The sequence below is a fragment of the Rhodospirillum sp. A1_3_36 genome, from assembly GCF_047263945.1.
GTDB lineage: Bacteria > Pseudomonadota > Alphaproteobacteria > Rhodospirillales > Rhodospirillaceae > Rhodospirillum.
In genome coordinates this window covers 1-26,356 of record NZ_JBLAVB010000023.1, presented here as the reverse complement: position 1 = coordinate 26,356, position 26,356 = coordinate 1, and the positions used below count along the sequence as shown (strand labels likewise).

The 26,356-nt window shown below is 63.5% G+C and carries 12 protein-coding genes and 2 pseudogenes; 8 read left to right on the top strand and 6 right to left on the bottom strand.

The features are described from left to right. The first annotated feature begins 2 nt into the window (after positions 1-2). The 4 genes from ACLIRY_RS23820 to ACLIRY_RS23805 all read left to right on the top strand — a co-directional run bounded on the left by ACLIRY_RS23820 (position 3) and on the right by ACLIRY_RS23805 (position 6,363). On the top strand, positions 3-821 hold the full coding sequence (locus ACLIRY_RS23820; RefSeq protein WP_413207924.1) for a phytanoyl-CoA dioxygenase family protein: 819 nt from the start codon (positions 3-5) through the stop codon (positions 819-821). Between the two features lie 67 nt (positions 822-888). Then, positions 889-4,152 carry an amino acid adenylation domain-containing protein gene (locus tag ACLIRY_RS23815; protein WP_413207923.1) on the top strand — a complete coding sequence of 1,088 codons (3,264 nt, stop codon included), beginning with the start codon at positions 889-891 and terminating at the stop codon, positions 4,150-4,152. After that, positions 4,149-5,504 carry a condensation domain-containing protein gene (locus ACLIRY_RS23810; protein WP_413207922.1) on the top strand — a complete coding sequence of 452 codons (1,356 nt, stop codon included), beginning with the start codon at positions 4,149-4,151 and terminating at the stop codon, positions 5,502-5,504. The genes ACLIRY_RS23815 and ACLIRY_RS23810 overlap by 4 nt, the downstream gene beginning before the upstream one ends. A 13-nt stretch (positions 5,505-5,517) precedes the next feature. Next, positions 5,518-6,363, top strand: a complete 846-nt coding sequence (locus ACLIRY_RS23805) for a phytanoyl-CoA dioxygenase family protein (protein WP_413207921.1) — start codon at positions 5,518-5,520, stop codon at positions 6,361-6,363. Here the strand turns inward: ACLIRY_RS23805 and ACLIRY_RS23800 are convergent. Then, positions 6,350-6,634: a hypothetical protein gene (locus ACLIRY_RS23800; RefSeq protein WP_413207920.1), complete on the bottom strand. Its 285-nt coding sequence runs from the start codon at positions 6,632-6,634 to the stop codon at positions 6,350-6,352. The genes ACLIRY_RS23805 and ACLIRY_RS23800 overlap by 14 nt on opposite strands. 240 nt (positions 6,635-6,874) lie before the next feature. Between ACLIRY_RS23800 and ACLIRY_RS23795 the strand changes: the two genes are divergently transcribed. The 3 genes and pseudogenes from ACLIRY_RS23795 to ACLIRY_RS23785 all read left to right on the top strand — a co-directional run bounded on the left by ACLIRY_RS23795 (position 6,875) and on the right by ACLIRY_RS23785 (position 13,204). After that, positions 6,875-9,418 carry a tetratricopeptide repeat protein gene (locus ACLIRY_RS23795; protein ID WP_413207919.1) on the top strand — a complete coding sequence of 848 codons (2,544 nt, stop codon included), beginning with the start codon at positions 6,875-6,877 and terminating at the stop codon, positions 9,416-9,418. Positions 9,419-9,832: 414 nt separating this feature from the next. After that, positions 9,833-11,989 (top strand): annotated as a pseudogene (locus ACLIRY_RS23790) (copper-translocating P-type ATPase); the annotation flags it as partial. 158 nt (positions 11,990-12,147) lie between these two features. Then, positions 12,148-13,204: pseudogene (locus ACLIRY_RS23785) on the top strand (IS630 family transposase). A gap of 158 nt (positions 13,205-13,362) precedes the next feature. Here the strand turns inward: ACLIRY_RS23785 and ACLIRY_RS23780 are convergent. The 5 genes from ACLIRY_RS23780 to ACLIRY_RS23760 form a co-directional block, all read right to left on the bottom strand. Then, a complete protein-coding gene (locus ACLIRY_RS23780) occupies positions 13,363-14,628 on the bottom strand; it encodes an HlyD family type I secretion periplasmic adaptor subunit (protein ID WP_413207918.1) in 1,266 nt (421 codons plus the stop codon). A gap of 58 nt (positions 14,629-14,686) precedes the next feature. Then, positions 14,687-16,411 (bottom strand): type I secretion system permease/ATPase, encoded by a 1,725-nt coding sequence (locus ACLIRY_RS23775; protein ID WP_413207917.1) that lies wholly within the window; start codon positions 16,409-16,411, stop codon positions 14,687-14,689. A 10-nt stretch (positions 16,412-16,421) separates the two neighbouring features. Beyond that, positions 16,422-22,154 carry a calcium-binding protein gene (locus tag ACLIRY_RS23770; RefSeq protein ID WP_413207916.1) on the bottom strand — a complete coding sequence of 1,911 codons (5,733 nt, stop codon included), beginning with the start codon at positions 22,152-22,154 and terminating at the stop codon, positions 16,422-16,424. Positions 22,155-22,615: 461 nt separating this feature from the next. Further along, positions 22,616-23,485 carry a DUF2927 domain-containing protein gene (locus tag ACLIRY_RS23765; RefSeq protein ID WP_413207915.1) on the bottom strand — a complete coding sequence of 290 codons (870 nt, stop codon included), beginning with the start codon at positions 23,483-23,485 and terminating at the stop codon, positions 22,616-22,618. A gap of 4 nt (positions 23,486-23,489) precedes the next feature. After that, a complete protein-coding gene (locus ACLIRY_RS23760; RefSeq protein ID WP_413207914.1) occupies positions 23,490-24,026 on the bottom strand; it encodes an N-acetyltransferase family protein in 537 nt (178 codons plus the stop codon). 712 nt (positions 24,027-24,738) lie between these two features. On the opposite strand from ACLIRY_RS23760, the gene ACLIRY_RS23755 reads away from it, so the two are divergent. Then, positions 24,739-26,253 (top strand): recombinase family protein, encoded by a 1,515-nt coding sequence (locus ACLIRY_RS23755; RefSeq protein WP_413207913.1) that lies wholly within the window; start codon positions 24,739-24,741, stop codon positions 26,251-26,253. Positions 26,254-26,356: the final 103 nt, after the last annotated feature.

Here is a 26,356-nt window from a genome sequence, read left to right as displayed (position 1 = left end):
ATATGAAATTTTTCCACCAGAAGGGATACGTCGTCGCCCATGGTCTTCTGTCCGGGGAAGCCATCGCCATGGCCCGCTTCGGGGTGGCCCGCTACCATGCCGGGGAGCGTGACTGGATGCTGCCCATCGCCGGAGGGTTTCTCGACTGGCGGGAGGAACATCCCGACGGCCTGCGGATCTGTGACTACGTTTCCCTGCAATGCCGAGAGTTTCAGGAGCTGGTCATGGATCCGGCCTTGGGGCGGGCCTTCGCCGCCCTCGCCGGTGCTTCGGAGATTCGGCTTTTCCACGACCAATTGATCAGCAAGTCCCCTGGGTTCCCCGACAGGACGGCCGTCGGCTGGCACCAGGATGCCTCCTACTGGAACACCTGCTCCTCGGAGTCCATGCTGACTGCTTGGATTCCCCTGGAACCCTATGACCTTCGGATGGGACCGCTCCAGGTCATTCCGGGCAGTCACCGCTGGCCCGGCCACGAGTGGATGACCACCTTCAACGACCAAGACCTCCAGGGACTGATGGATCGGGTGCGGGGGGATGGCTCGGGGGCGATGCCCGCGCCGGAACCGATCCTGATCGCCCCCGGGGATGTCAGCTTCCACGCCGGAGGCATGATCCATGGCAGCGCCCAGAACCTGGGGACCCGTCCCCGGGTGGCGCTGACCGTCCACGTCCAGGACGGCGCGAACCGCTACAAGCACCATGTCGATGACCGCGGGCGGGTCGCGGTCCATGTGAACGATGCCCTGTGCGGCAAGACCGGGACGGGGGATCCCGACTACGCCGACCCGATCATCTGCCCCCGCCTTTGGCCCCAGTGACGGGCGGAGTTTCCTCCGTCCGATACCTCCCGCCGACCCCTTTCCCACCCATTTGGAGACGCGTGCCATGCCCGACACAGTGGAGACATTCAATGCCCCGTGTGGCTTTTCGGGAATCCCTCTTTCCACGGCGCGGTCCAGTGTCCATTGGCCCCGCCGCGCGACCCTGACGCTGGAGGAGCCCCTGTCCCTTCCGGTGCCTCCGGGGGGAGAGGACGGGTTGACGCTGTTGGGCGCGGCCGTGGCGGCGGTTCTGTTCCGCTATGGGGGATCGCCGGAGCTGTCGGTTGGCATTGCCCGATCGGCGGATGATTTCTCCGTCGCCACCCTGGCGCTGTCCCTGGAGCGGACTTTCGAGAGCCTGGTGGCGGACATGGCCCGAGCCCTACCCGAAGTCCCCGTGGAGCCCGAGACGGCCCATAACGGTCGCTTGCCGGTGATCGTCGCGGCCGCAGGGATGCCCGAGCCGAAGCTCCGACAGGACGCGACCCTGTTTTACGACGCGACGACGGGGCGGGTGTCCTGCGACTATCACTCCCGCCTGTTCCAGGACGGAGTGATCCGGGCCTTTTTCGGACATGTGATCACCTTCGCGACCTTGTCCGGACGGAAGGGGGGGACGCCGATCGGGGCCGTATCCTACCTGTCCGGGGAGGAAGAGCGCCGTGTCCATGCCGCCACCTGCCCGGACCCCCTGCCCCGGGGCGAGACCCTCACGGTGGGTGGGTTGTTCCTGGATCAGGCCAAGGCCCATCCGGACCGTCCGGCGATCCTCGCCAAGGGGGTGACCCTGACCCATGGGGACCTGCTGGCCCGTGCCTCCCGGATCGCGGGCGCCCTGCTGGACCGGGGAATCGGCCCCGGGGACCGGGTGGGAATCTGTGTTCGCCCCGGGCCGGACCAGCTTCTGGCGCTGGTCGGCGCGTTCCTGGCCGGTGGCTGCGTCGTGCCCATCGACCACAGTTTCCCCGCTTCCCGACTGGCCACGATCGCGGCGATGTCCGAGCCACGCGTCATTCTCGCCGGCGCCGACCTGATGGAGACCGCCTCCCAGCTCGGGGCCGTCCTCGGAATGGCGGAGGCCCTGGAGGGGAAGCCGGACCGGATCCTGACCTCCCTCCTTCCGGGAGGGGGAGAGGACCCCGCTTACCTGCTGTTCACCTCCGGGTCGACGGGGGCGCCCAAGGGGGTCCTCGTTGCCCAGCGGACCCTGGTCAATCTGATCCTTTGGCAGAACGGCGAGACCCCGACCGAGGGGCGCGTCACCCTCAATCGCTCGTCGATGGCCTTCGACGTGGGCCTACAGGAAATCATGGGGACCCTGTGCTTCGGCGGCGCCCTGGTCGTGGCCACGGAGGACGAGCGCGCCGATATCAGCGCCATTCTCGGTCTGATGGTCCAGTGGCGGGTCCAGCGCGTCTTCCTGCCGCCCGTCGCCCTGGTCCAGATCGCCGAACTCCATGATACCCGGGTCCATGACCTGACCACCCTGGAAGATGTGATCGTCGCCGGCGAGCGTCTGACGGTCACCCCCCATGTCGTCCAGATGTTCCGTTCCTGCCCGGCGCGGTTGATCAACCAGTACGGCCCCACTGAAACCCATGTGGCGACCAGCCATGAGCTGACGGGATCACCCGTCCGCTGGCCCCTCCGTCCGCCCATCGGACGCCCCATCGCCAATGCCCGGGTCCATGTCGTCGACGCTGCGGGCATGCGGTGTCCCTTCGGCGTGGAGGGGGAGATCCTGATCGGCGGGGCGTTGCCCGCCATCGGTTATCTGGATCCTGTCGCGACGGCGGAGCGGTTCGTCGCCGATCCCTTCCCGGGGGCTGCGGTGGACGGGCGCATGTATCGCACCGGGGATTTCGGACGTCTGGGCGCCGACGGCGTCCTGGACTTCGTCGGCAGGCGCGATGATCAGGTGAAGCTGCGGGGATACCGGATCGAATTGGGCGACGTGGAGGCCAACGCCATGGCTCTTCCGGATGTCCGTCTCGCCGCAGCCGTCGTCCAGAAGGCCCGGGGCGGGGCCGAGGATGGGCGGCTGGTCCTGTTCCTGGAAAGCCTGTCGGGCGGGCCCCTGGACATGGCCGCGCTCCGCGCCGGGTTGATGGCGTGCCTGCCCCAGCACATGGTTCCGCCATTGCCCGCCATGCGCCAACTGGAGCACCTGCCCCTGAGCCGGGTCGGCAAGGTCGACAGGTCCCGCCTACCCGAGATCACCGGTGGAGCCGAAGGTGACGTGGGGGAGGCCGGGGAGTCCACCCGGTCGGGCTTGGAGCGGCTCTGGAAGCGCTTCCTGAACCTTGACGGGATCGCGCCGGACATGATGTTCGCCGACCTGGGCGGGCATTCCCTGACCGCCATCCAACTGGTTTCCGCGGTCAACCAGGCCTTCGGTGTCCGGGTCCCCGTGGCCGTCCTGCTGCGGGGAACGACCCTGGAGCGCTTCGTCGCGGTGGTCGAGGAGGCCATTGCCGCCCGGGCCGGGGGGGGCGATGGTCCGGGAGGGGCGACCGCCGGGGATGTGGTGACTCCCACGGTCGTGACCCTGCCGTCGGGCCGCGTGGTCGAAGCGCTCCATCCCGCCGAGGCCCGTCACTACGAGGCGGAGATCCGGGATGGGGAGGCCCATTGGTTGGGGGGGATGACCCTGGAACCCGGGGCCGTCGTCGTTGATATCGGGGCGAATATCGGCATCTTTTCCCTCCATATGATCGAACGGTTCAAGGCGGGACGGGTCCTGGCCGTCGAACCCTCGCCCCAGGTCGCCGCCCTGCTCCGGCGCAACCTCAAGCCCCATGACGCCCTGGTCCGGATCGCCGAACGGGCGGTCCTGGACCGGGACGGGGTCGCGGATTTCACCGTCTATTCCCTGCTGTCGGGCATGTCCTCCCTCCGCCCGGACCGGGCGAAGGACCGAGCCCTGTTCGCCGCTCTGATCGCCAATGAAAGCGACGGGCGGGAGGACTTGGCCCGGGCCCTCGCCGGAATGGGCGACGATCTGATCGACCAGCGGATGGAGACGACCGTGATCACCGTGCCGGTCCGGCGTCTGTCCTCCCTGCTGAGGGACGAGGGGTTCGCCACCGGGCCCGTGGATCTGCTCAAGATCGATGTCCAACGGGGTGAGGGGCTGGTGCTCGACGGACTGGACGGGGCGGATTGGTCCCGGGTGCGCCGGGTCGTCGTGGAACACCAAAGGGAGCCGGGAGACGATAGTCTGGCCGCGCGTCTGCGGGACCAGGGATTTTCCGTCTCCGTCAACCAGCATCCCATGCACCGCGGTACGACCGTCCATTTCACGACGGGCACGCGGGACGGGCGATGAGCGCGGCGCGGGATCGGCTTCTGTCCTGGCATGCCCACTGTCCGGACCCGTCCTTTCTGAACCTCTCCTACGCCTTGGCCGTGGAGGGACGGTTCGACCCGGACTGCTTCGCCTGGGCCGTCGGTCGTCTGTTGGAGCGTTACCCCGAATTGGGCACCATTGAGGGCGATCTCGACCGTGTTCTTCTGGTCGAGGACCTGACGGAGCTTTCCCCGGGGGATCGGGGGCGGCGGTTGGACGACCTCGCCCGACGGGAGCGGACCTTTGGCTTCACCGACCTCGACGGTCCTCTGATCCGCCTTCTGGTGGTCCGTCTTTCCGGCGGGCGCTTCATGCTCCATGTGACCTTGCACCATTGCGCCACGGACGGGTGGGGAATGGGCTTGCTCATGGGGTACCTGTCCGCGGCCTACCGCTGGATCCTCGAAGGAGACCCACCGCTGGAGGAGGGAGACGCGTCACCTCCCCGGGCCGCCGTCGCCCCGGACAAACGGATGGAGCGGGAGCGGGCCGCCTTCGCCGAATCCCTGAAGGGCCTGTCCGACGCCGCCCATGCTCCCATCGCCAGGGGGACCGGTGGAACCCTGGCGTGTTGGACGCGGCGCCACGCTCCGGCCTTCCTGGAGCGGACCAGGGCTGCGGCCCTCGGCCACCGGGTCACCCTCTTTGCCCTGTTGTGCCGGGCCCTGTCCGAGAGCCTGAGGATCCTGTATGGCCGGGAGGACCTTCTGATCGGCACGACGGTGCTCAACCGCCATGGCACCGCCGAGTTGGCGGTGGTGGAGCCCCGGTACGAGGGCGCGCTGATCCCCCTGCACGCGGGTGGGGACTGGCGGGCATTGGCGCGCGCGACCTCCGCTGCGGTGGACCGGATCCTGCCCTATGGGGAGCAACTCCGTCTCGCGACCGCGGTCCTCGGCGCCGCCGAACCCGTCCGGCCTCCGGTTTTCGCGATGATCGACACTCACCCTCTGGATCGCCTGACACTGCCCGGCGCGAGGATCCGGTACCTGGAAGACGGGGAAACTGCCCCCGGGGTGGCCCGGGAGGCCCGCTCGCCGGCTTTGGGCGACTTGGCCGTCTTCTGGCGCCTGTCGGAAGCAGGGGCGACACTCAATCTGTTCGCCCACGAGGGCGCGGGGATCGACGGCGCGGCGGTCCTGGCCGAGGTGGACGCGGTCCTTCACCAGTTGGCCGACACCGGTGAGATCGCCGTCGATCCACCCAACCCGTGGGAGGGCACGCTGTTTCGGGTGTCCGCCGCCCGGGTCGATGCCCTGAGCCCCGTTTCCTGTCCCCCGTCCCGTCGGGGTGACCGGGGGGGTGACATGCCGGCCCCGGCAACCCGATAGGGAGACTCCCAAGATGGCCGAAGACTTCGCGCCCTCCGAGGCCGATATCCTGTTCTACGAAGCCCATGGGTGGTGGTTGGCCCCGCCCTTTCTGTCGGACAGCCTGATCGACACCCTGCGCTATGGCGTGGACCGGTTGCTCGCGGGGGAGGTGGATCAGCCCCTGGCCGTCGACATCGGAGACGGACTCAGGCCCGAAGGCATCACCCAGATCGATTATGTGTCCCTGCGTATCCAGGAGTTCATGGAGGTCATGGTCGAGTCCCCCGTGGGGCGGATCGCGGCGGCCCTGGCCCGGACCCCTTCGGTTCGCCTGTTCCATGACCAACTGGTGGTGAAACCGCCCCTGGGGTCGACCCGGTCGTCGGACCGGACTGGTCGCGTCGGATGGCACACGGACAAGGCCTATTGGACGACCTGCCGGTCCAACGACATGATCACGGCCTGGATCCCCCTGGAAGACGTGACCGAGGAAAACGGAACCCTGGCGGTCTGGGATGGCAGCCACCGCTGGCCGGAGGTGGAGCGCCTCCATACCTTCGGCGACGGTGACCTGGAGGCGGTCGAGCGCGCCTACCGGGATCGGGGATTGCTGCCGGAGATCCGTCTCCTTCCGATGGGGCGGGGGCAGGTCAGCTTCCACCATTGCCGTCTGGTCCATGGAGGCTACGCCAACCGGACGGACCAGCCCCGGGTCGCCTATGCCATCCATATGCAGGACGAAGCCAATCGTTTCGTTCGGGATAGGGCGGGGCGGGGCGGTCACGTCAACGACCTGCTGTGCGCACGAACCCCGGAGGACCTGCCCGACTACACCGACCCCGCGGTTTTTCCCCAGCTCTGGCCTAAAGCCAACTGATGAGACCCAACAGGATGTAGGCGAGATCCCGGGCGGGGTGATAGCCCGCTTCATGCCCCGGGGACCGGGGTCTGGGCATGGGCGTGGCGGGAGTGCCGTGCGTGCCATGGGGATGGATGCGACGTCGCGCGATCCGCGCGAGCCATTCGCCCAGAACGCAGAAGGCAAGGTAGCTGTAAACCAACTTCTTCAGGATGACGGGCAGGGCGGGGTCGTTCAGAACCGACGGAAGGGCGAAGTCGTTCAGAAGCATCAGGTAGGACATGAACATGGCGTGGCTCCTCATGGGACAGGGACTGGATCGGGGTGAGGGCGTGACCCTCGATATCCAGTATCCCCACCCGACCCCTGGAAGTCGTTGTCGTCGGATTGTCGCGAACTTGTCGCCGGGTTCTGGCCTGCCGGGGGGAAAGGCGGTATATGCTTCAAGGGGAAAAGGGCGCGGATTGGGAACGCAATGACGCGGACGGCGAAAGGGACGGCGGGGAAGGGGACCGGGGAAAGCAAGTCGTTGAGCGGCTCGTTTCTGCGCGACCACCTCCAACGGGCCCGTCCCATGCTCAGTCAGGACCAACTCGCCGTCGATCACATCCGGACAACGGCGCCGACCCTCTCCAAATGGTATGGTGGACACAGGCGGGTCAGCGAACGTCAGGGCCATAGGCGCGCCATCAGTGTCCTGCTCTTTCCCGACGGGGCGGATGCGCCCGACGGTCCGGCCAACGCCTTCTGGCGTGCCTATGACTACCTGTGGGATCTGGAACACGGGGCCCCGGTGGCGGCGGCAGAGGAGCCTCCGTCCCTGGCCCGCCGGTACCTGGATAGGGTCCGGCCTTCTGGCGATGGGAGTGGGCGGGATCCGGGTCGGGGCCGGGAGATGGGCCCGCCCGATGATGTTGTCGGGTCCCGCTTGCGGCTCGATACCAACGCGGAGCGGGCGCACCACTACACGGCCCGGCCCCTGCGCCTCATGGGCAGAAAGGCGGAAGAAAAGACTCTGGTCCGCTTTCTCGAACCCAAGGCGGGCTTTCTCTGGCTTCAGATCGCGGGCGCGGGTGGCCAGGGGAAAAGCCGCTTCGCCCTGGAATATGCCATCTCGTCACGGGAAAAGGGGTGGAACGCGGGTTTCCTGTCGGTCGATGACCTTTCCGACTTCTCCGTGGAGTGGCGGACCTGGCGACCGGGAAAGCCGACGTTGATCATCATCGACTATGTGATCGGCAATGAAAGGGAGGTCGGCAAGGCGATGCGTCGTCTTGCCGGACGCAGGGACTTGGACCAGCCCGTTCGTCTCCTTCTCTTGGAGCGGCAGCGATGGGATCGGGGATACCTGCGGGCCGAGGATGAGGAGCGGACCGGGAATTTTTTGATCGAGTCCGGTGTCGCGGACTGGTTCGTCGCCCTGACCGCCGTCCACGACGGCCAGGACGGGGCGATTCAGCGGGCACGGTTTTCCCCGTCCATCATCGAATTGACCTCCTTGGACCGGGCGACGCTCGTGTCCATCGTTCGGCTTTGGCTCGCCAAACTCAAGGCGTCCGATATACTCGAGGATCATGATATCGGCGCCAGTCTCATCCGCATCGACCCCTCGGGGCGCCCGCTTTACGCCTACTTTTTGGCCGAGGCGATTTCAGCCCGGCTCGATGTCCTGGGATGGAGCCGGGAAGATCTGTTGCGGGCGACCCTGACCAAGGACCGCGTTCACCGGTGGAGCCGCTATTTTTCGGAGGAACCGCCCAGTCTGGGTGATGACGTCCCCGCGTCGCGTCTGGCGCTGCTGGCCACCCTGGTCGGGAGTTTGGATACCCGGGACCTGGCGGAAGGATGGGACGGTGGGCGGCCGACGGCCAGGGTCCTGCGGCAGGCCTTGGCCCTGGTCGACGGGCCGATCGGGGCGGATGTGAGTGGGCCGGGAAGCCGGATCCCGAAACTGGAACCCGATATTCTGGGGGGGTGGTTCCTTCTGGACAGCGTGGCGGCCGGAGGTGTTCCCATGGACCTGATCCTGGGAAAGGCCTGGGAGCTGGCGCCCCGGGAAACCTCGGCGACCCTGCTGCGTCTGGCGCAGGACTTTCCCCGGCACCGGGAACTGCCCGCTCTGTTGTCCTTCGATCCGGGGTCGATCGACGCGCGGCGTGCCTATACGGACATTGCCCTTGGATTGCTGTCCGCGCTCCGGTCGCAGGTCAATCTCCACAAGATCGGGGTCATTTCCCGCATCCAGGCCGTCGCCGAGACGGGAGACGGATATGCCATGGCGCGTCTTGGCCTGTGTTACCAGGAAGGGATCGGCGTGGAGATCGATTTGGACCGCTCCCTGCATTGGTTCGAACGGGGCGCCCAGGCGGGGAATGGGCGGGCCATGTCCTATCTGGGCTATCGGTATTTCACCGGAATGGGACTGGACAGGCCCGACCTGTCCGCCGCGATCCGCTGGTTCGAGGAAGGGGCCCGGGCCGGAGATGGGCAGGCCATGGGCTATCTGGGCATGTGCCATGCCACCGGACGCGGCGTGAAACGGGATCCCGTAGAGGGGATGGTCTGGTTCCACAAGGGGGCCGAACAGGGAAACGGGTTCGCCATGACCTACCTGGGGATCGGGTATCTCCAGGGGTTGGGGGTTCCCAGGGACCCCAAGCGGGCCTTCGCGTGGTTCAAGGCCGCAGCCGACGCGGGGGGGCGGCACGCCTTCGCCTACCTGGGGGAATGCTACGAGACGGGCCAGGGTGTGCCCCGGGATCCGGATCGGGCCGTCCATTGGTACGAAAGTGGTGCCCTGGAAGGAAGCGGCCACGCCATGGCCGCCCTCGGACGGGTTTTCCTGAAGGGTTTGGGCTCGTTCAAGGTCGATCTCGTCAAGGCGGTCGAGTGGCTGGAAAAGGGGGTGAAGGCGAACAGTGGATTGGCGATGTCGCTTCTTGGCGACTGTCATGAGGCGGGGTTGGGTGTCTCGAAGAGCCTGGACCGGGCGCTGGCGCTCTGGACCGAGGCGGCCCGCCTCGGGGACGAAGACGCCGAAAGAAAGGTGGAACTCCACAAGGGGCGCCAATAGGGCTGTCCCCCCGAGCCCCCCGCCCCCCCCGGAGACCTTCAATGGATAACCGACCGGTTCGCCAAATGCGCCGGGGCGGGCAAGTCCGTGTCCACGCCGGTCGTCCGCGTGGTCGGCGGCCTCACATATGCCCGGGGTGAGCCTGCTCCACATTAGTGGGCACTCCCTTTATAGCGTTGAGCGGAAAAGGGGGGCGAAGGGAACGCGGAGTGGACAACCGGTTTTCCTACTTACTCTATGCTCAACTTATTGAATCTAAATCAAACCGCCTTAATTCCTTTCCGATCTAAGGCGGTTTGATTTAAGGGGAACAGGCCGTTTCGTGGTTTGGGTCTTGACCTTCTGGTTGCTGGAAGCCTCCGATGGGAAGTCGAACCCGGAATAACGGAGGCGACCATGACCGCGCTGACCCAAGTCACACTCTCCATCGCCTCCATGTCCTGTGCCTCCTGCGTGGAGCGGGTGGACCACGCCCTGGCCGCTGCGGCCAGCGTAGCAGGGTATCCTGCTACGGTGACCCAGGGTGCGGGGACCGGGGATCGGGCCGCGCCGAAGGAGGAAGAAGCCCGGTACCTCGCCCGGCGGACGCTCCTCGCCGCAGTTTTGGCCCTGCCGGTCTTCGCCATGGAAATGGGGTCCCACGTGATCCCGGCCGTGCACGACCTGATCCGGGATGGCATCGGCATCCAGACCAGTTGAGTGGTCCAGTTCGCCCTGACCACGACCGTTCTGCTTGGTCCCGGACGTTCGTTCTATCGGAAGGGCGTTCCGGCCCTGGTGAAGGGCGTCCCAGACATGAACAGCCTGGTGGCCCTGGGCACGGAGGCGTCCTATCTCTATACCGTCGTCGCCACGTTCCTGCCGGTGCTTCTGCCCGACGTCCTGCGCGCGGTCTATTACGAGGCCGCGGCGGTGATCGTCGTGTTGATCCTGATTGGCCGCACGCTGGAGGTCCGGGCCAAGGGTCGGACTGGTGCGGCCATCCAGAAGCTTCTGGGGCTGCGGGCCCAGACCGCCCGGGTGATCCGGGACGGAGAGCCTGAGGAGGTTGCCATCGACGCCCTGGTGCTCGGGGATCTGGTGGAGGTCCGCCCGGGTGAACGGATCGCCGTGGATGGCGCGGTCGAGGAGGGCGAAAGCCATGTGGATGAAAGCATGATCACCGGCGAACCCGTTCCCGTGGCCAAGGGGGCCGGGGACGCGGTTACCGGTGGCACGGTCAATGGCGCGGGAGGGTTCCGCTTCCGGGTCACGGCGGTGGGCGCCGAGACGACCCTGTCGCGGATCATCAAGATGGTCGAGGATGCCCAGGGCGCCAAACTGCCCATCCAGGGATTGGTGGACAAGATCGCCCTATGGTTCGTGCCTGCGGTTCTGGCCGTGGCGGCGGCGACGGTGCTTGCCTGGCTGGTCCTTGGCCCCGATCCGGCCTTGACCTTCGCCCTGGTGGCCAGTGTTTCCGTGCTGATCATCGCCTGCCCCTGCGCCATGGGGCTGGCCACGCCGACCTCCATCATGGTCGGCACGGGGCGGGCCGCGGAAATGGGTGTGCTGTTCCGCAAGGGGGATGCCCTCCAGGGGCTGAGTTCCGTTGGCGTCGTGGCCCTGGACAAGACCGGCACCGTGACCGAAGGACGCCCTGAACTGACGGATCTGGTCCTGGCCGAGGGCTTTGAACGCGCTGACGTCCTGTCTCTGATTTCCGCCCTGGAGGCCCGCTCCGAGCATCCCATCGCCGCGGTCATCGTCCGCGCGGCCCAGGCGGAGGGTCTGGGGAGCCATGACGTCTCCGACTTTTCCTCGATCACCGGACTGGGCGTTCGGGCCCGGGTTGATGGACGCGATGTCCTCGTCGGCGCCGACCGCCTGTTGGAGGAGGAGGGGATTGATCCCGGCACCCTGGTCGAGGTGGAAGCCGGTCTGGCCCGGCGGGGGCGGACGGCCCTGTACGCGGCCATTGACGGACGTGTCGCCGCCGTGATCGGCGTGGCCGACCCGGTCAAGCCTGCCAGTCGGGCGGCCATCGCGGCGCTGCATGCCCAGGGGCCGCGGGTGGTGATGATCACGGGCGACAAGCGGGAAACAGCCGAGGCCATCGCCGCGGAAACCGGGATTGACGCGGTGATCGCGGGTGTGCTGCCCGACGGCAAGGTCGCCGCGCTGAAGGGCCTGCGCGGCGAGAGACGGAAAGTCGCCTTCGTCGGCGATGGCATCAAGGACGCCCCGGCCCTGGCCCGGGCGGATGTCGGGATCGCCATCGGAACCGGCACGGATGTCGCCATCGAATCCGCCGACGTGGTTCTGATGTCCGGGGATTTGCGGGGCGTCGTCAACGCCTTCGAGGTTTCCAGGCGGACCATGGGCAATATCCGGCAGAACCTGTTCTGGGCCTTTGGGTACAATGTCGCCTTGATCCCGGTGGCGGCGGGGGCTTTGTATCCGGCGTTCGGCGTGCCGCTGTCTCCAATCCTGACTGCGGGAGCCATGGCCCTGTCCTCGGTCTTTGTCCTGACCAATGCCCTGCGGCTGCGCCGGGTCGCCCCCCTGATGGATGAAGGGAAAACGGAATGAACATTGGAACCGTGGTCCGGCGGCTGGACCTGCCCGCCAAGACGATCCGCTCTTATACCAGCGGTCGGAACTGATGACTCTTACGTGGACGTGGGCTTGCCCTGGCCGGTTCGGTTGTGATTCTCTCAAGCAACTGGATCGGTGGGGAGAATCGAGAGATGCCAGTGGCCATCACACGTTTGGATCTGTCGGCGGCTGACCTGCGGGCTCAGGCGTGCCGGGTGGGCGATGTGGCGCAAGCACGCCGGATGTTGGCGATCGCACTGGTGATCGAGGGAGCGTTTCGGACCCACGCGGCCGAGGCAGGTGGGATGACCCGCCAGACCCTGCGCGATTGGGTGCATCGTTACAACGAGGAGGGGGTCGCCGGCTCACGGATCGTCCGCGCTCTGGGCGCCCGCCTCGGCTGAAGGAAGCGCACCTCGAAAAGCTGGACGCCCTTGTCGAGGCCGGCCCCGACATCGCCGAACATGGCGTTGTGCGCTGGCGCCGCGTGGATTTGCAGGCCGTCATCGCCAAGGATTTCAAGGTAGAGCTGTCCGAGCGTCATGTCGGGCGAATTCTGCATCAACGCGGATTTACCCGGCTGTCGGCGCGCCCGCGCCATCCGAAAACGGACGAAGGCGGCCAAGAGGCGTTCAAAAAAACTTCGCCGACAGGGTCCCCGCAGCACTCCCGGCCAGCGCCAGGGGCAAGCGCATCGAGGTCTGGTTCCAGGATGAGGCGCGGGTCGGTCAGAAAGGGACCCTGACGCGCCTGTGGGCTCGGCGCGGCTCTCGGCCCCGTGCCGTGCGCGATACGCGCTACCAATCGGCCTACATCTTCGGTGCCGTCTGCCCGGCCCGGGGCGTCGGTGCCGCCCTCGTCATGCCACGCGCCGACACCGAGGCCATGACCAAGCACCTGGCCGAAATCTCCCGGCATGTGGCCGAAGATGCTCACGCCGTCGTCGTGCTCGACGGCGCCGGCTGGCATGGCAGCGATGATCTTGTCGTTCCTGAAAACACGACGTTGATCGAACTGCCGCCCTATAGCCCCAAACTCAACCCAGCCGAGAATATCTGGGAATACCTGCGAAAAAACAAACTCGCCAACCGCCTCTACGACACTTACGAGGACATCGTTGACGCCTGTTGCGCCGCATGGAACGCCCTCATTGCGGATCCGGCTCGAATCACATCCATCGCCAGCCGTGATTGGGCTAACCTGTCATGACTTCTGACCGCTGGTATTAGGAGGGGGATATCGAATGTAAAGGGCTTAAGAACAAATCTCGTCCGCGCGATCCTGGTTCGGAACGTGTCAGTGCCAATGGGACACGGGCCCGCCGAGTCCAGTCGGGTGAGTTTAACCACGAGGATCTTGCCCACACGTCACTCTTCCCGGAAGGTTCGGGCGATGGCATCGTTCAAGGGCTTCACAAGATAACTTAGCGCGCTCCTGCTTCCGGTCTGGAGCATGGCTTCCACTGGCATGCCCGGTTTGAGGTCAAGTCCCTTGGGGAGACGAGTGCGTTCCGCTTCCGGAATCCGTACGCGAACCGTATAGTATGGCTCTCCCGTATTCGGGTCGTTCAGCGCGTCCCCGGATACGTCATCGACCACGCCGTTTAGCTCCGGTGTGCTCCTCTGGTTGAAGGCGGACAGGCGCAGGACCGCGCCTTGTCCCGCCACCACCTTGTCGATATCCGTGGGGGACACTCGGGCCTCTATGATTAGGCGCTCTTCCAGAGGTACGATATCCATCAGTGGCGCGCCGGGTTGAACCACGCCACCTCTGGTGAAGACGGCCAACCCAACCACCTTGCCGTCGATGGGGGAGACAATCCGCGTTCGCCGCGACTGATCGTCCAGTGCCGTCTTGCGTTCACCGAGATCAAGAATCTTGGCCCGCGCGTCGTCGAGTTCCGCCGTTACCTCCTCGCGGAAGTCCTCGTCCACGGCGGCGATTTCTAATCTGGCCTCGAGTGCGTTGGTCCGCGTCCGCGCGATGTCGGAGGCCAACCCACCCCGCTCCCCTTCCAGGGACTCCGCCTCCCGCTCCAACTCCAGGACCCTTTGCTTGCGGGCATAGCCCTTCGCGAGAAGCTCCCGCAATCCGGCCAACTGCTGAGTGATCAGACGCAGTTGCTTTTCCACGGAGCGCTTTTGCGCCGCCAGTCCTCGGGCTTCCTCGTCGGCCCGCTCTTCCTTTTGCCGCAGCAGGGAGATCCGACCCTCCCGGGCGGTTGTCCGGCTTCTGAACTGGTCTTCCTGGCCGATCACCGCCTGGAGCACCTCCGGATCCTTCAGGTGGTCCAGGAGCGCATCGGGAAAAGCAATGGCCGCCCCCCCATCCCGCTCGGCGATCAGCCGGGCCTCGCGGGCCAGGGCGGCGTCCAACTGGCCGGAGACGATGGCGAGGTTGGAGGCGGCCACCGTGTCGTCCAGGCCGATCAGAAGATCCCCGGCGCGCACCACTTGCCCCTCGCGCACGGCCAGGATCGCGACGATTCCGCCTTCCAGGTGCTGAACGGTCCGCCGGTTGCCCTCAACCTTGATCTGTCCCGGCGCGATTACCGCTCCTGCCAGGGAGGAGAGGGCCGCCCAACCGCCGAAGACAAGGACGAGCAGGGCGATCAGGGTCGCGCCTAGCCACATGAACGGCTTGGGATCGAAGGGAGGTGAAACAAGAGTCGGTGTGGCCCTTTCCCCCATTCTAGGCGCTCCGCCGGATGGGAGCGGAGGAGGCGGGCGTGCGTTCGGCGACCTTAGCCAGCACCTCCTCCTTGGGACCGAAGGCCTGGACTCGTCCCTCGGCTAGCACCAGCAGCTTGTCCACCGCGGCGATGGCCGCGGGGCGATGGGCCATGACCACGCAGGTCCGCTTTCGACGCCGCAGATCCAGGATCGCCGCGGCCAAGGCCGCGTCCCCGGCGGCATCAAGGCTGGCGTTGGGCTCGTCCAGAACCACCAGTTTGGGATCGCCGAACAGGGCGCGGGCCAGGGCCACCCGCTGACGCTGACCGCCGGAAAGAACCTTGCCCCCGTCGCCGATCACCGTGTCGTACCCCTCCGACAGGCCTAGAATCATCTCGTGCACGCCCGCGCGCCGCGCCGCCACCACCACCGCCTCCGGGTTTGGCTCTCGGGTCAGCCGCGCGATGTTCTCGGCCACCGTGCCGTCGAACAGTTCCACGTCCTGGGGGAGGTAACCAATGTGAGGTCCTAGATCGACCCGGTTCCACTTGTGGAGGTCCGCCCCATCCAGGCGGACCGTCCCGGCGAGCGGATGCCAGACCCCCACCAGAACCCGCGCGAGTGTCGACTTGCCCGAGGCACTGGGGCCGATCACCCCCAGAGCCTCCCCCGGCGCCAGGGAAAAGCTCACGTCGCGGAGCACCGGGACCTTCACCCCCGGCGGTGCCGCCGAGACGGCCTCCAGGGTGATCCGCCCTTCGGGTTCCGGGAGGGGCATGGAGGGGGGGCGGTCGGGGAAGCCCTTCAGCAGGGCATTCAAGCGGCCATGGCTTTGCCGCGCCGCGACGAAGCCGCGCCACTGCCCGATGGCCTGTTCCACCGGCGCCAGCGCTCGTCCCATCATGATGGAGGCCGCCACCATGACACCCGGCGTGATTTCCTGTTTGATCGCCAGATAGGCGCCCATGGCCTGGATCGCGGCCTGGAGGAACAGACGCAGGACCTTGGAGGCGGAGGTCAGGGTGGCCGAGCGATCCGATGCCTCCGCCTGTCCGGCCAGGGCCACGCGCCGCCGGTCCGCCCAGCGGGCCCGCACCTCCTCGGCCATGCCCATGGCCTCCAGGACCTCGGCGTTGCGCAGGGAGGTGTCGGCGAAGGCCGTGGCCGCCGCGCCGGTTCGATTGGCCTCCACCAGCGGACCTCGCGTTCGCCACTCCGAGGCCAGGGCCAGGGCGAAAAGCAGCAGCGAGCCGACGAGCGCCACCATCCCCATCAGGGGATGGAACAGAAATACGATGATCAGATAGATCGGTAACCAGGGCGCGTCGAAGAAGGTGAAAGGGCCTGGCCCGGTCAGATATTGCCGCAGGCTGTCCACGTCCCGCAGGGCGGCGCCCCGTCGGGCGTTGGGCAGGACGAGACAACTCCGGAACACGGCGTCGAAGACCGCTCCGCCGATGGCCCGGTCCAGCCCCGAGGCGACACGCACGAACACGCGGGAGCGTACCACGTCCAGCACCGCCATGAAGGCCATCAGGGTGGCGGCCAGGATCAGCAGGGCCACCAGGGTTTCCAGCGAGCGGCTGGTCAGCACCCGGTCGTAGATCTGCAGCATGAACAGCGGGCCGGTCAGCATCAGCAGATTGATGACCAGGCTGAACGCGCCCGTGGTCAGGAAGGCGGCGCGGAAGGACATCAGCGCCGCCTTCAGGGGATTGGAAGAGGAGGACTCGCCAGGGGTCATGTCCACATCCTCAGGCGAAGGTGAACTGATCCTCCGTGAGGTGGTCCTTGTCCACCCCGACCAGGGTCAGGCTGTCGCCATCTCCGAAGTCGATCACGGTATCCGATCCCACCTGTTCGGCCAGGGCCAGCAGCCCCGCGAAGTCCGTCACTCCCGCTTTGTCCAACTCCACCATGTCGCTGGAGAACCAGCCGTGCTCGAAGCCGGAGACGGTGTCGTTGCCATATCCTTCCTTGAAGACGAAACTGTCCGCCCCCCAACCCAGGTCGACGATATCGTCTCCGGTCCCGGCGTCGATCCGGTCATCGGCGGCTCCGGCGATGATGGTGTCGTTGCCCGCGCCGCCGGTGATGACGTCACCGGGACCCAGGTCGAGCACACCCAGATGCTTGCCGCCGAACGGGTTCTCGATGACGTACCCGCTCATGATCAGGTCGTCGCCATCGCCGCCATCGAGGATATCGCCACCGCCATACCCCTGAAGGACATCGTTGCCGTCGCCGCCATGGAGTTCCTCGCATCCCAGGCTTCCGGTAAGAACGTCGTTTCCAGCTCCGCCGTCGATCACATCCGCGCCGCCGTTGCCGTGGATCTCGTCATCTCCCTCGCCGCCGAGAAGGATATCCGCCCACAGACCGCCGGAGATGATGTCGTTCCCGGCGCCGCCGTCGATCATATCGGCGCCTCCACAGCCCCGGATCAGGTCATTGCCATCGCCGCCGAGGATTGTATCGGCGCCGATGCCGCCGGATATGTCGTCGTCCCCGGCGCCGCCATCAATCGTGTCCGCGCCGCCAAATCCTCGGATCACGTCATTCCCGTCGCTCCCCAGGATCGTGTCGTCACCGATGCCGCCGGACAGGTCGTCATCGCCAGCGCCGCCATCGATCAGATCGCTGCCGCCGAAGCCCCGGATCCTATCGTTTCCGTCGCCTCCGAGAAGATGGTCATCCCCGCCGTAGCCATCGATCCAATCATCTCCACCGCGCCCGTCCAGCACATTGCCGACGAAACTTCCCTTGAGAATGTCGGCGTATTCGGAGCCGATGAGGTTTTCCACGTTGTGGAGCCGGTCGCCCTCCGCGGAGCCGTATCGACCGATGCCGGACTGGAGATGGACATAAACCCCCTCGCTGGAGTCCTCGTAGGACGCCGTGTCGATGCCGTCGCGACCGTTGATCACATCGGCGCCGAGCCCACCCATGAACCAGTTATCTCCGGCGTCCCCCAGCAGCACGTCATCGAAGTCCGAGCCCCGCAGGTTCTCGATATTGACCAGGGTATCGCCTTCGGCGGTGCCGCCATGGCCTTCGCCGATCACCGGTCCGGTGTCCTCGGGCTCGTCGCACCCCTTTCCGATCCCATGGCCGTGGGCAAGGCCGAGCAGGAAGGATGGAAGGCCCGAATGCTTGTCCTCCTCCGGAGCCAGATCCACGAGGACGCCCGCGTCGGAGTCGTTGTAGTAGGCCGTGTCGATGCCCACCCCGCCGTCGAGCGCGTCGGGTCCGCCGCCGCCGGTCAGGTGGTCGTCGTCGTCCCCGCCATCGATCACATCGGCGCCGTTGCCGCCGAAGAGGGTATCACTCTCCGTACCGCCGGAGAGGGTGTCATCACCCTCTCCACCCTCCAGCAGATCGGCTCCGGCGTCGCCCGAGAGGACGTCGTCGCCGATGCCGCCCGAGAGAGTATCGTCGTCGACTCCACCGGACAGGGTGTCATTTCCGGCGGCTCCCACCAACAGGTCCGCGCCCTCGTCGCCGTTCAGGACATCGTCGCCGTCCTCGCCGAACAGCCTGTCGTTATCCGCGCCCCCGAACAGAGCATCGGCGCCCAGACCGCCATGGAGAACGTCCAATCCCGCGCCGCCTAAGAGCGCGTCATCGCCATCCCCGCCTTCCAGCAGATCGTTTCCGCCGTCGCCTGACAGCAGGTCGTCGCCGATTCCGCCGGACAAATTGTCGTCGTCGGCCCCGCCAGACAGGGTGTCATCCCCTTCACCACCGAACAGAACGTCGGTACCGTCCGCGCCCTCCAGGATATCGTTCCCGGAGTCCCCGTTCAGAATGTCGTTTCCACCTTCGCCAAGGAGATGGTCGTCGTCGGCTCCGCCCGAGAGCGTATCGTCGCCAAGACCACCTTCGAGCAAGTCGACACCCGCGCCGCCGGACAGGGTATCGGCGCCCGCGCCGCCATGGAGTGTATCCATGCCATCACCACCGGACAGGCTGTCCGCGCCATCCTCGCCTTCCAATAGGTCGTTTCCGGCATCGCCCGCGAGATTGTCCGCTCCGGCTCCACCGCGAAGGACATCGTCATCCGCGCCACCCCACAGGGTGTCATCCCCGGCGCCTCCAAGGAGAACGTCGGCGCCCCCCTCTCCAGACAGGACATCATCGCCATCGCCACCCAGGATGTGGTCGTTGTTCTCGCCACCGGACAAGGTATCGTTCCCGGCCCCCCCTTCGAGATGGTCCTCTCCACCACCACCGGACAGGGTATCGGCTCCCATGGCGCCATACAGGCTATCCGAGCCCGCGCCACCGGAAAGCAGGTCGTCGCCATCTCCGCCATCGAGCATGTCGTCTCCGGCGTCGCCCGATAGGGTGTCGTCTCCCTCGTCGCCCGAAAGGGTGTCCGCGCCATCGCCGCCGCTCAGCAGGTCGGCTCCGACTCCGCCAAGCAAAGTATCGTTTCCGTCGTCCCCATTCAGAACGTCGTTTCCTTCCTCGCCGAACAGCCTGTCGTCATCCGCTCCGCCGGACAGGCTGTCGTTGCCCGATCCCCCTTCGAGCCGGTCATTCCCGGCGTCGCCCGTCAGCACGTCGACGCCCTGGCCGCCCAACAGGGTATCCATGCCGTCACCACCGGCCAGCAGATCATCTCCATCCTCGCCCGCCAACAGATCCTGTCCGGCGTCGCCCGTCAGGGTATCGTCCTCGGTGCCGCCGTGTAGGGTATCGTCGCCCTCGCCGCCGGACAGAGTGTCCGTCCCGGCATCCCCGAACAGAAGATCCGCGCCGAGCCCGCCCAGGATCACGTCGGTGCCGCTCCGGCCACGCAGGGTGTCGTTTCCCTCGTCGCCATACAGACTGTCGTCGCCCTCGCCGCCGGAGATATTGTCATTGCCACCCCGGCCATGGATGGTAACGGGCGTCTCGCCGGTGGAAGTGAACACATCCCCAACCTCGGTCCCGTATGCGGTCTCGATGCCGTTCAGCTCCAGATTAAGGGTCACGCCGATCGATCCCGTGGCGATGGCCGTATCGGTTCCCTCGCCACCAAGTACGACTGTATCGGACGCGTCGAAAGTCAGCGTGTCATCGCCGGATCCTCCATAGAGGGCATCGGCGCCCGCGCCACCGGTTATCACATCGTCGCCGGAGCCGCCCACCACGACGTCGGCGCCATCTCCGCCATCGAGAGCATCATTACCCCGCATGCCAAAGAGCTGATCATCACCGCTTCCACCCTGAACGGAGTCATCGCCGTCTCCGGCCATCACCTGATCCTGTCCGGCCCCCGCTTGCAGGATATCGTTTCCGCCGTTGGCCCAGATCCGGTCATCCCCGGTCCCTGTCGTCATGGTATCGGCGCCGTCGCTCCCATGGGTCGCTCCATAGAGTCCGAGCTTCAAGCCATCCCAGGTTTCCACGTATTCCACCGCGCTCCGGCTGTCGAACTGCCCCTCGATCAGCATGTAGGAAAACAGATCGTCGAAGGCCCGGTCCTCGTATCCCGCCGCTCGCAGTCCGAGCCGCAGATAGGATGCCCCATCGGTTCTGTTGGTGACCACGTCTTCCAGGCCCACATTGGCCGCCAGAAGAATGGAATCCTCGCCCGCGTAAGCCAAGTCCGTATAGGTGGTCGATACCGTCGTGGAATGGGTAACGGTCGTCGTGACCTTGTATTCTCGATCCGTGTCCCAACTGTTGTCGTCCCGGATCTCGTAATACGCGCTTTCTTCCGTGGTTGTGGTCGTGACTGTCTCCGTCCAGGTATAAGTGGTGAAATCGGAAACGACCCGACCACCGTCCGACCAGTCAAACAGGTAACTGTCATTGCCCGTACCGCCGAGCAGCGAGTCAAATCCTTCACCGCCGATCAGAAGGTCGTTCCCCGCGCCCGCGTCAAGCGTGTCATTGCCGTCTCCACCGGAGAGCAGATCATTTCCTCCTCCTGTCGTGATCGCGTCATCTCCGGCATTTCCAGCGATGACCACCGCCGCGCTTCCCGAATAGGTCAGCACGTCGTTTCCCGACCCTGAATCCAGCGCTTCCAGGCCATGAGCCCCAAGATCCATGGTCAGGGCGGCTGATGTCGAGGTGATGGCCACGTCGTATCCGTCCCCCCCTTGAACCTCCGTGTCCTCCGCGTCGAACAACAGGATATCGTTCCCCGCGCCGCCACGAAGTTGGTCAGCGCCTTCGCCTCCGGTCAGGACATCATCTCCCGATCCGCCGATCAGCACGTCATTCCCGGCCCCGCCGTCGAAAATGAGATTCCCCACTTCGGACGAATACAGAAGGTCATTTCCGTCTCCGGAGGTCACGGCCTCGAAGCCCAGGCCCGCGACATCCAAGGTCAGGTCGGATTCACTTTCGACAAGAAGAAGGTCGTCGCCTTCCCCTCCTTCCACCCGACCGCTCGTCAAATCCTCTCCGTCCGCCACGACGACATCGTCACCGGCGCCCCCCAGAAGCGTATCGGCGCCGTCTCCCCCTATGACGCAATCGTTTCCGGCTCCCCCGGTGAGTACATCGTTCCCCCCAAGTCCCGCCAGAACCACATCCGTCGCATCACCGGCGCTCAGACTGTCATCGCCGTCTCCAGCGAAGACGCCCCTTAATCCCTCGGTTCCGAGATTGAGAGTCAGATCCGGCGTCTCCGCTGGATAGATGGTTGATAGACCGCTTCCATCGCGGACCGTCACGGTTCCATCACTGTTTTCCCGGACCGAGGTGTCAGAATACCCAAGGGCCGCGTCCGCGAAAATCCCGGTCCGGCCATCGGCCCATGTGAAGGTACCCGTTCCGAAAACCGTATTGCCTTCTGTACTGTATTCCACTTGATCGGAGGTCAGGGTGATCGATGTGATGCCCATGTCTTCCATGGACAAAACCTCTCCCGGATCGGACTTTCCGTCACCGTTGGCGTCCACCCAGACACCGAACTTGGACCATTCGGCATCCTCGGCGCTCAAGACACCATCATGGTTGGTATCGAAGGCTGTCAGTCCCTCCAGATCCGTGCGGGCGTCTTCCTTGTAGTCGACGAAACGAATTTCGTCGGCTTGCGAGATCTCCCCATCGCCGTTTTTGTCATAGACGAGAAAGCCGTCTCCGGCATCCGCCCATCCCATCAATTCTCGATAGCCGTCGCCATTGATATCAAAGAACGCGGCGCTTTCGTCCGCCGAGACCAGCGTGATGTCGCCGTCCCCGTTTAAATCGAGAATGATCGGCTTATCCGAACCGCCGCCCTGTTTTCCCCCGTCTCCCCCCTCGCCGGTTCCGGTTCCGGCGTCCGTTCCGGTGTCCGTTCCAGTTCCAGTTCCAGTTCCGGTGTCTGTGTCCGTTCCACTTCCATCACCACCGGTATTGCTCCCACCATCGTTATCTCCGCCTTGGCCCACGACGGAATGGTCGTGTCGGGTGCCACTGGGGTACTTGCCCGCTTCGACATCACCGTTATATTCATCTCTCTGCGCGCTATTTTCGCTTTCGTTGAAAGCGGTGAAATCCACTCTCGGCTCGTCAAGCATATTCAGTGTGTTGTTGAAATGTTCATCTCTATATGTCGCTAGAAATCCACCAATATTTAACGTTCTATTGAATTTTTCGTCACTTTCGTCGGTAGTTAGGGAGATCTCCTGTCCATTATATGCCACACCTCTCCCAGAGATTTTATGTAAATTTCCGTTTTCATCGATAGAAATTCCGGAAAGTTCTCCGTATCCAATATTTGCTCCTACTGATGGGTGAGCTCCATCCTTATCAATAGTTAAGGTTGCGCCGTTGTTTGAGTAACCGCCTCCTAAATTTTTTGCAACGTACCCTCCTATATAATTTCCTAAACGGTCTACCAAAGACTTGAACTGACCATTTATGGCGGCATCGCGCGCATCTCTTCCAAAAAAGCGATCAGGCATTTCATCTCTCCATGCAACATTTCTTAAATTTATGAATATTTTATTTTGTTTGAACTTTATTTCAGTGACTCCATGAATTCATCCTTTGTCATTCCGGGTTTAATTTTATCGCTATATAAAAATCTAATGAATTTCTCATCTAAGTTTTGTAGTTCAGTATAAATTTGTGGAAATGAAAATAAGGAGTCAACTTTCTCACTGCTCATGGAGAATAAGCCAAAGCTCCGGGTGAATTCTGTATTTATGCATTGTTTAATTTTATTTCGATCTGATTTTTCAGAAATTACGATAAAGAAAGACGCAATATACCCTCTATCATCTAGGGATGAGTACGAATAGCATTCTCTTTTTCTGATTCTTTGTGCATCCATATACTGCAGTATGTATTCATCTGACATATTTTCTGGATAAAGAGATTTCAGTAAATTTTTTGCTTCTCTCCATTCATCTTCATATATATCGTGGACCACGAGTATGACTGAATTTATATTGTTTTGTTGAAATTTTATGGTCAATTCCGGAGCGTTTTTGACAATTAAAAGACTTACTTCTTTAATCTTTTCTAGAATAAATTCGTCTGCTTGTTTATTTACGTTATTTATGCCAACAAGTCCGATGACAATCGGTCTATTCCATTTGTAGACAATTTGCTGTGTATTCCATTCGTAGATAGCGAGTGATCCGTGATGCTTTTCTTCTTCAGGAAACACAATGTCTTTGAATGCTTTCTTTTCAATATCAGAGAAAATTATTTCACTCTTCTCTTCATTTTCTTGGGCAATAGAGGTGCCGTAATGTATTAATAAAGTAATAAAAATTAAAAATATAAATTTAATAAAATAAGTATAGAGATAAATATTTATTTTTTCTGACATTTTTTGCCTCATTTGGCTTATTGCTTTGGAAGCGAAGGGCGAAAGGCGCATATTTTTACTCTACTGAGTAATTTCCTCCCACGAACCGGAATCCCAACCGCCGCATTAATTTGTCGGTCCGTCCCATATGCACCCCCGTGGTCACGTTGATATTCACCCGCTTCACTCCCCGGTTGGCAGCCCAACGGCGGAAGCCATGCAGGAGCTTGATCGCGGTCAGACCACCCCGGCAGGCTGGATGGACGTAGCAAATCATCGCCGAGGCCCCCAGAGCCCGGGAGAACCAATGCTCGCTAACCGTGGCGACGATCATTCCCACCAGCGCGTCACCCCGCTCCGCCATCAACAGGCAGGTCCGTTTCCGGCCCTCCTCGGTCAGGGTTTTGAGCCCGAAGGCCTCCAGCTTATCCGGGGCATACTCCAGGTCGGCGAACTGGCTTTCCCCATGGGCCACGCGTCCCAGAGCCACCATGCGCGCGACGTCCTCTCGGTTTTCAGCGAGGCGCAGGGTCACCTCCCGCGAGACTGGTCCGCTCTCCGACATGTCCGCCGGAGCTTCGGTCGTGGCGCTCTGGATCACCGCTTGGTTCACGCTGGTTCTCCCGCTGGAGGAAGGCGCCGTTTCGGCCCTTGTGCGAACGCCCCGCTTCCCAACCGCTCGGACGTCCCGGATGTTCTTTTAAGCGCCCGAGACCGCCGTTGATGCAAGACAATCCAGGGTGGATTGCTGGAATCCCCTATCTCACGAAGAGATATTTGCGACGGCTCCGAAATGAGAATCAGGAATTCCCGCAAGGAAGAGACTTTTGTTATCGTTCTGAAGTGAATCGAGCGCTGTATTATTCTGAATATAAAGAGTTTATTTTCTCGTTTTTTCAATTAATCCGCGCGGATGGATGACGCAATGCTTGGAATTCGACCTTTCTCGTTGCCTTCTTCTTGTCCTCGCTTGGTCTGGGTATCCCGTATCGGCCGGAGGGGGCGACATCGAACGTAAAGGGCATAAGGGCTAAATCTCATTCGCGCGATCCTGGTGCGACGGAAGTCCCAGCGGAATGAGGTGCGCCATGAAGGATCGCGTGAAAGGAAGTCTTCCCCCCGCAGTGAATGACAACGGAGAATGCCAAGTGGTTGACCGGCATTTGAATGTTGTCGCCTGCGCCGTCGGTCGCCATATCGCTCGAACATACCTACTGGAACGGAGGAGGGTAGGGCTGGGGTGGCCCGCCAATGACAACCAGAAAGAGGAAGAGGGGAAAAAGCCGGAGGGGTGAAGACCGGTCTGGGAAAGAAAGGAAGGGTCCATGATCCGTGTCGCGCTATACGCCCGCTACTCCTCGGACAATCAGAGCGTCGCCTCGATAGAGGATCAGCTTCGGATCTGCCGGGATCAGGCGGCCCGGGAAAAATGGAAGGTCGTGGGGACCTACAAGGACGCGGCTATCTCCGGAGCCAGCGTGACCCTGCGACCTGGAATCCAAGCTCTGTTGGCTGACGCCCAGGCGGGGCGGTTCGACATGGTGTTGGCCGAAGCGCTGGATCGTGTGAGCCGTGATCAAGCCGACGTGGCGGTCCTCTTCAAACACCTGAAGTTCGCCGGGGTCGAAATTGCCACCCTGGCGGAGGGCCAAATATCCGAATTTCACGTCGGTCTGAAGGGAACGATGAATGCACTGTTCCTGAAGGATCTGGCCGCCAAGACCCATCGTGGATTGCGCGGTCGCGTGGAGAAGGGGAAGGCGGGAGGTGGTCTCTGCTATGGCTACGATGTGGTCAGACGGCTGGACGGGGGAGGGGACCAGGTCCGTGGGGAACGCAGGATCAATGAAGCCGAGGCTGTCGTGGTTCGGCGCATCTTCCGGGAGTTCAGCACGGGAAAGAGTCCCAAGGCCATCGCGAGGGACCTGAATAGGGACGGAATTCCCGGTCCTTTCGGGAAGCTTTGGGGCGACACAACCATTCGAGGCCACGTTTGCCGCGGGACGGGCATCGTCAATAACGAGCTTTACGTGGGGGTGCTGGTTTGGAACCGGCTCCGCTACATCAAGAATCCCTCCACTGGGAAGCGCGTTTCGCGGATCAATCCGGAAAGTGAGTGGATCCGGACCGAAGTTCCCGAGCTTCGCATCGTCGACGACGGTCTGTGGGAAGCGGTGCGCCGTCGCCAGGATGAGATCTCCCAACAGTTCGCCAATGTCACCAAGGGTGTGCGGGCCTATCGGGCCCGGCATGTGAATGAACTCCGCCGTCCGGCTTTCCTGTTCTCGGGCTTGCTCAAGTGCGGCTGTTGCGGGGGCAACTACGGGATCATCACCCAGGACCGGTATGGCTGTCTCAATCGATATCGGCGGGGGACTTGCGAGAATGGCCACACCGTTCGTCGAGAGGTGATCGAGGGGCGGATCTTGGTCGGTTTGACCGAACGTCTGGTTTCGCCGGAGCAGGTGGCCGAGGCGGTCCGGGCTTATGCCGAGGCGATGAACCAAGAAAATAGGGAGCGTCGCGCTCGGGTGGCGTTGGACAGGAAGACGCTCGACAAGATCGACCGGGGCATCTCGGGCATCATGACCGCGATCGAGGACGGACTATACCAGCCCGCCATGAAGGCGCGGATGGAGGAGCTGGAACGCCAGAAGACGGATCTGATCGCCCGCATGAGCGAGGCGCCCGAGGATGTGCCGGATCTCCATCCGAATATCGCGGAGATCTATAAAGCGAAGGTGGCCAATTTGTCCGCCGCCCTCGAGGATCCGGAGTTGAGGGCGGAAGCCGCCGAGGCGATCCGTGCCCTGGGGAGAGCTATGACCGAAACTGGGTGACGCAGAGATGAGGGGGTGGCGTATCGTGGAGGTGTCTGACGCCTTCCACATCTCCAACGAGGGAGTGATACGCCATGGACGACGATACAGTTGTCGGTTTACG

Coding starts and splice junctions, on each gene's coding strand:
- ACLIRY_RS23820 (WP_413207924.1), top strand. CDS start 3: ATGAAATTTTTCCACCAGAAGGGATACGTCGTCGCCCATGGTCTTCTG.
- ACLIRY_RS23815 (WP_413207923.1), top strand. CDS start 889: ATGCCCGACACAGTGGAGACATTCAATGCCCCGTGTGGCTTTTCGGGA.
- ACLIRY_RS23810 (WP_413207922.1), top strand. CDS start 4,149: ATGAGCGCGGCGCGGGATCGGCTTCTGTCCTGGCATGCCCACTGTCCG.
- ACLIRY_RS23805 (WP_413207921.1), top strand. CDS start 5,518: ATGGCCGAAGACTTCGCGCCCTCCGAGGCCGATATCCTGTTCTACGAA.
- ACLIRY_RS23800 (WP_413207920.1), bottom strand. CDS start 6,634: ATGTTCATGTCCTACCTGATGCTTCTGAACGACTTCGCCCTTCCGTCG.
- ACLIRY_RS23780 (WP_413207918.1), bottom strand. CDS start 14,628: ATGTGGCTAGGCGCGACCCTGATCGCCCTGCTCGTCCTTGTCTTCGGC.
- ACLIRY_RS23775 (WP_413207917.1), bottom strand. CDS start 16,411: ATGACCCCTGGCGAGTCCTCCTCTTCCAATCCCCTGAAGGCGGCGCTG.
- ACLIRY_RS23765 (WP_413207915.1), bottom strand. CDS start 23,485: ATGCGCCTTTCGCCCTTCGCTTCCAAAGCAATAAGCCAAATGAGGCAA.
- ACLIRY_RS23755 (WP_413207913.1), top strand. CDS start 24,739: ATGATCCGTGTCGCGCTATACGCCCGCTACTCCTCGGACAATCAGAGC.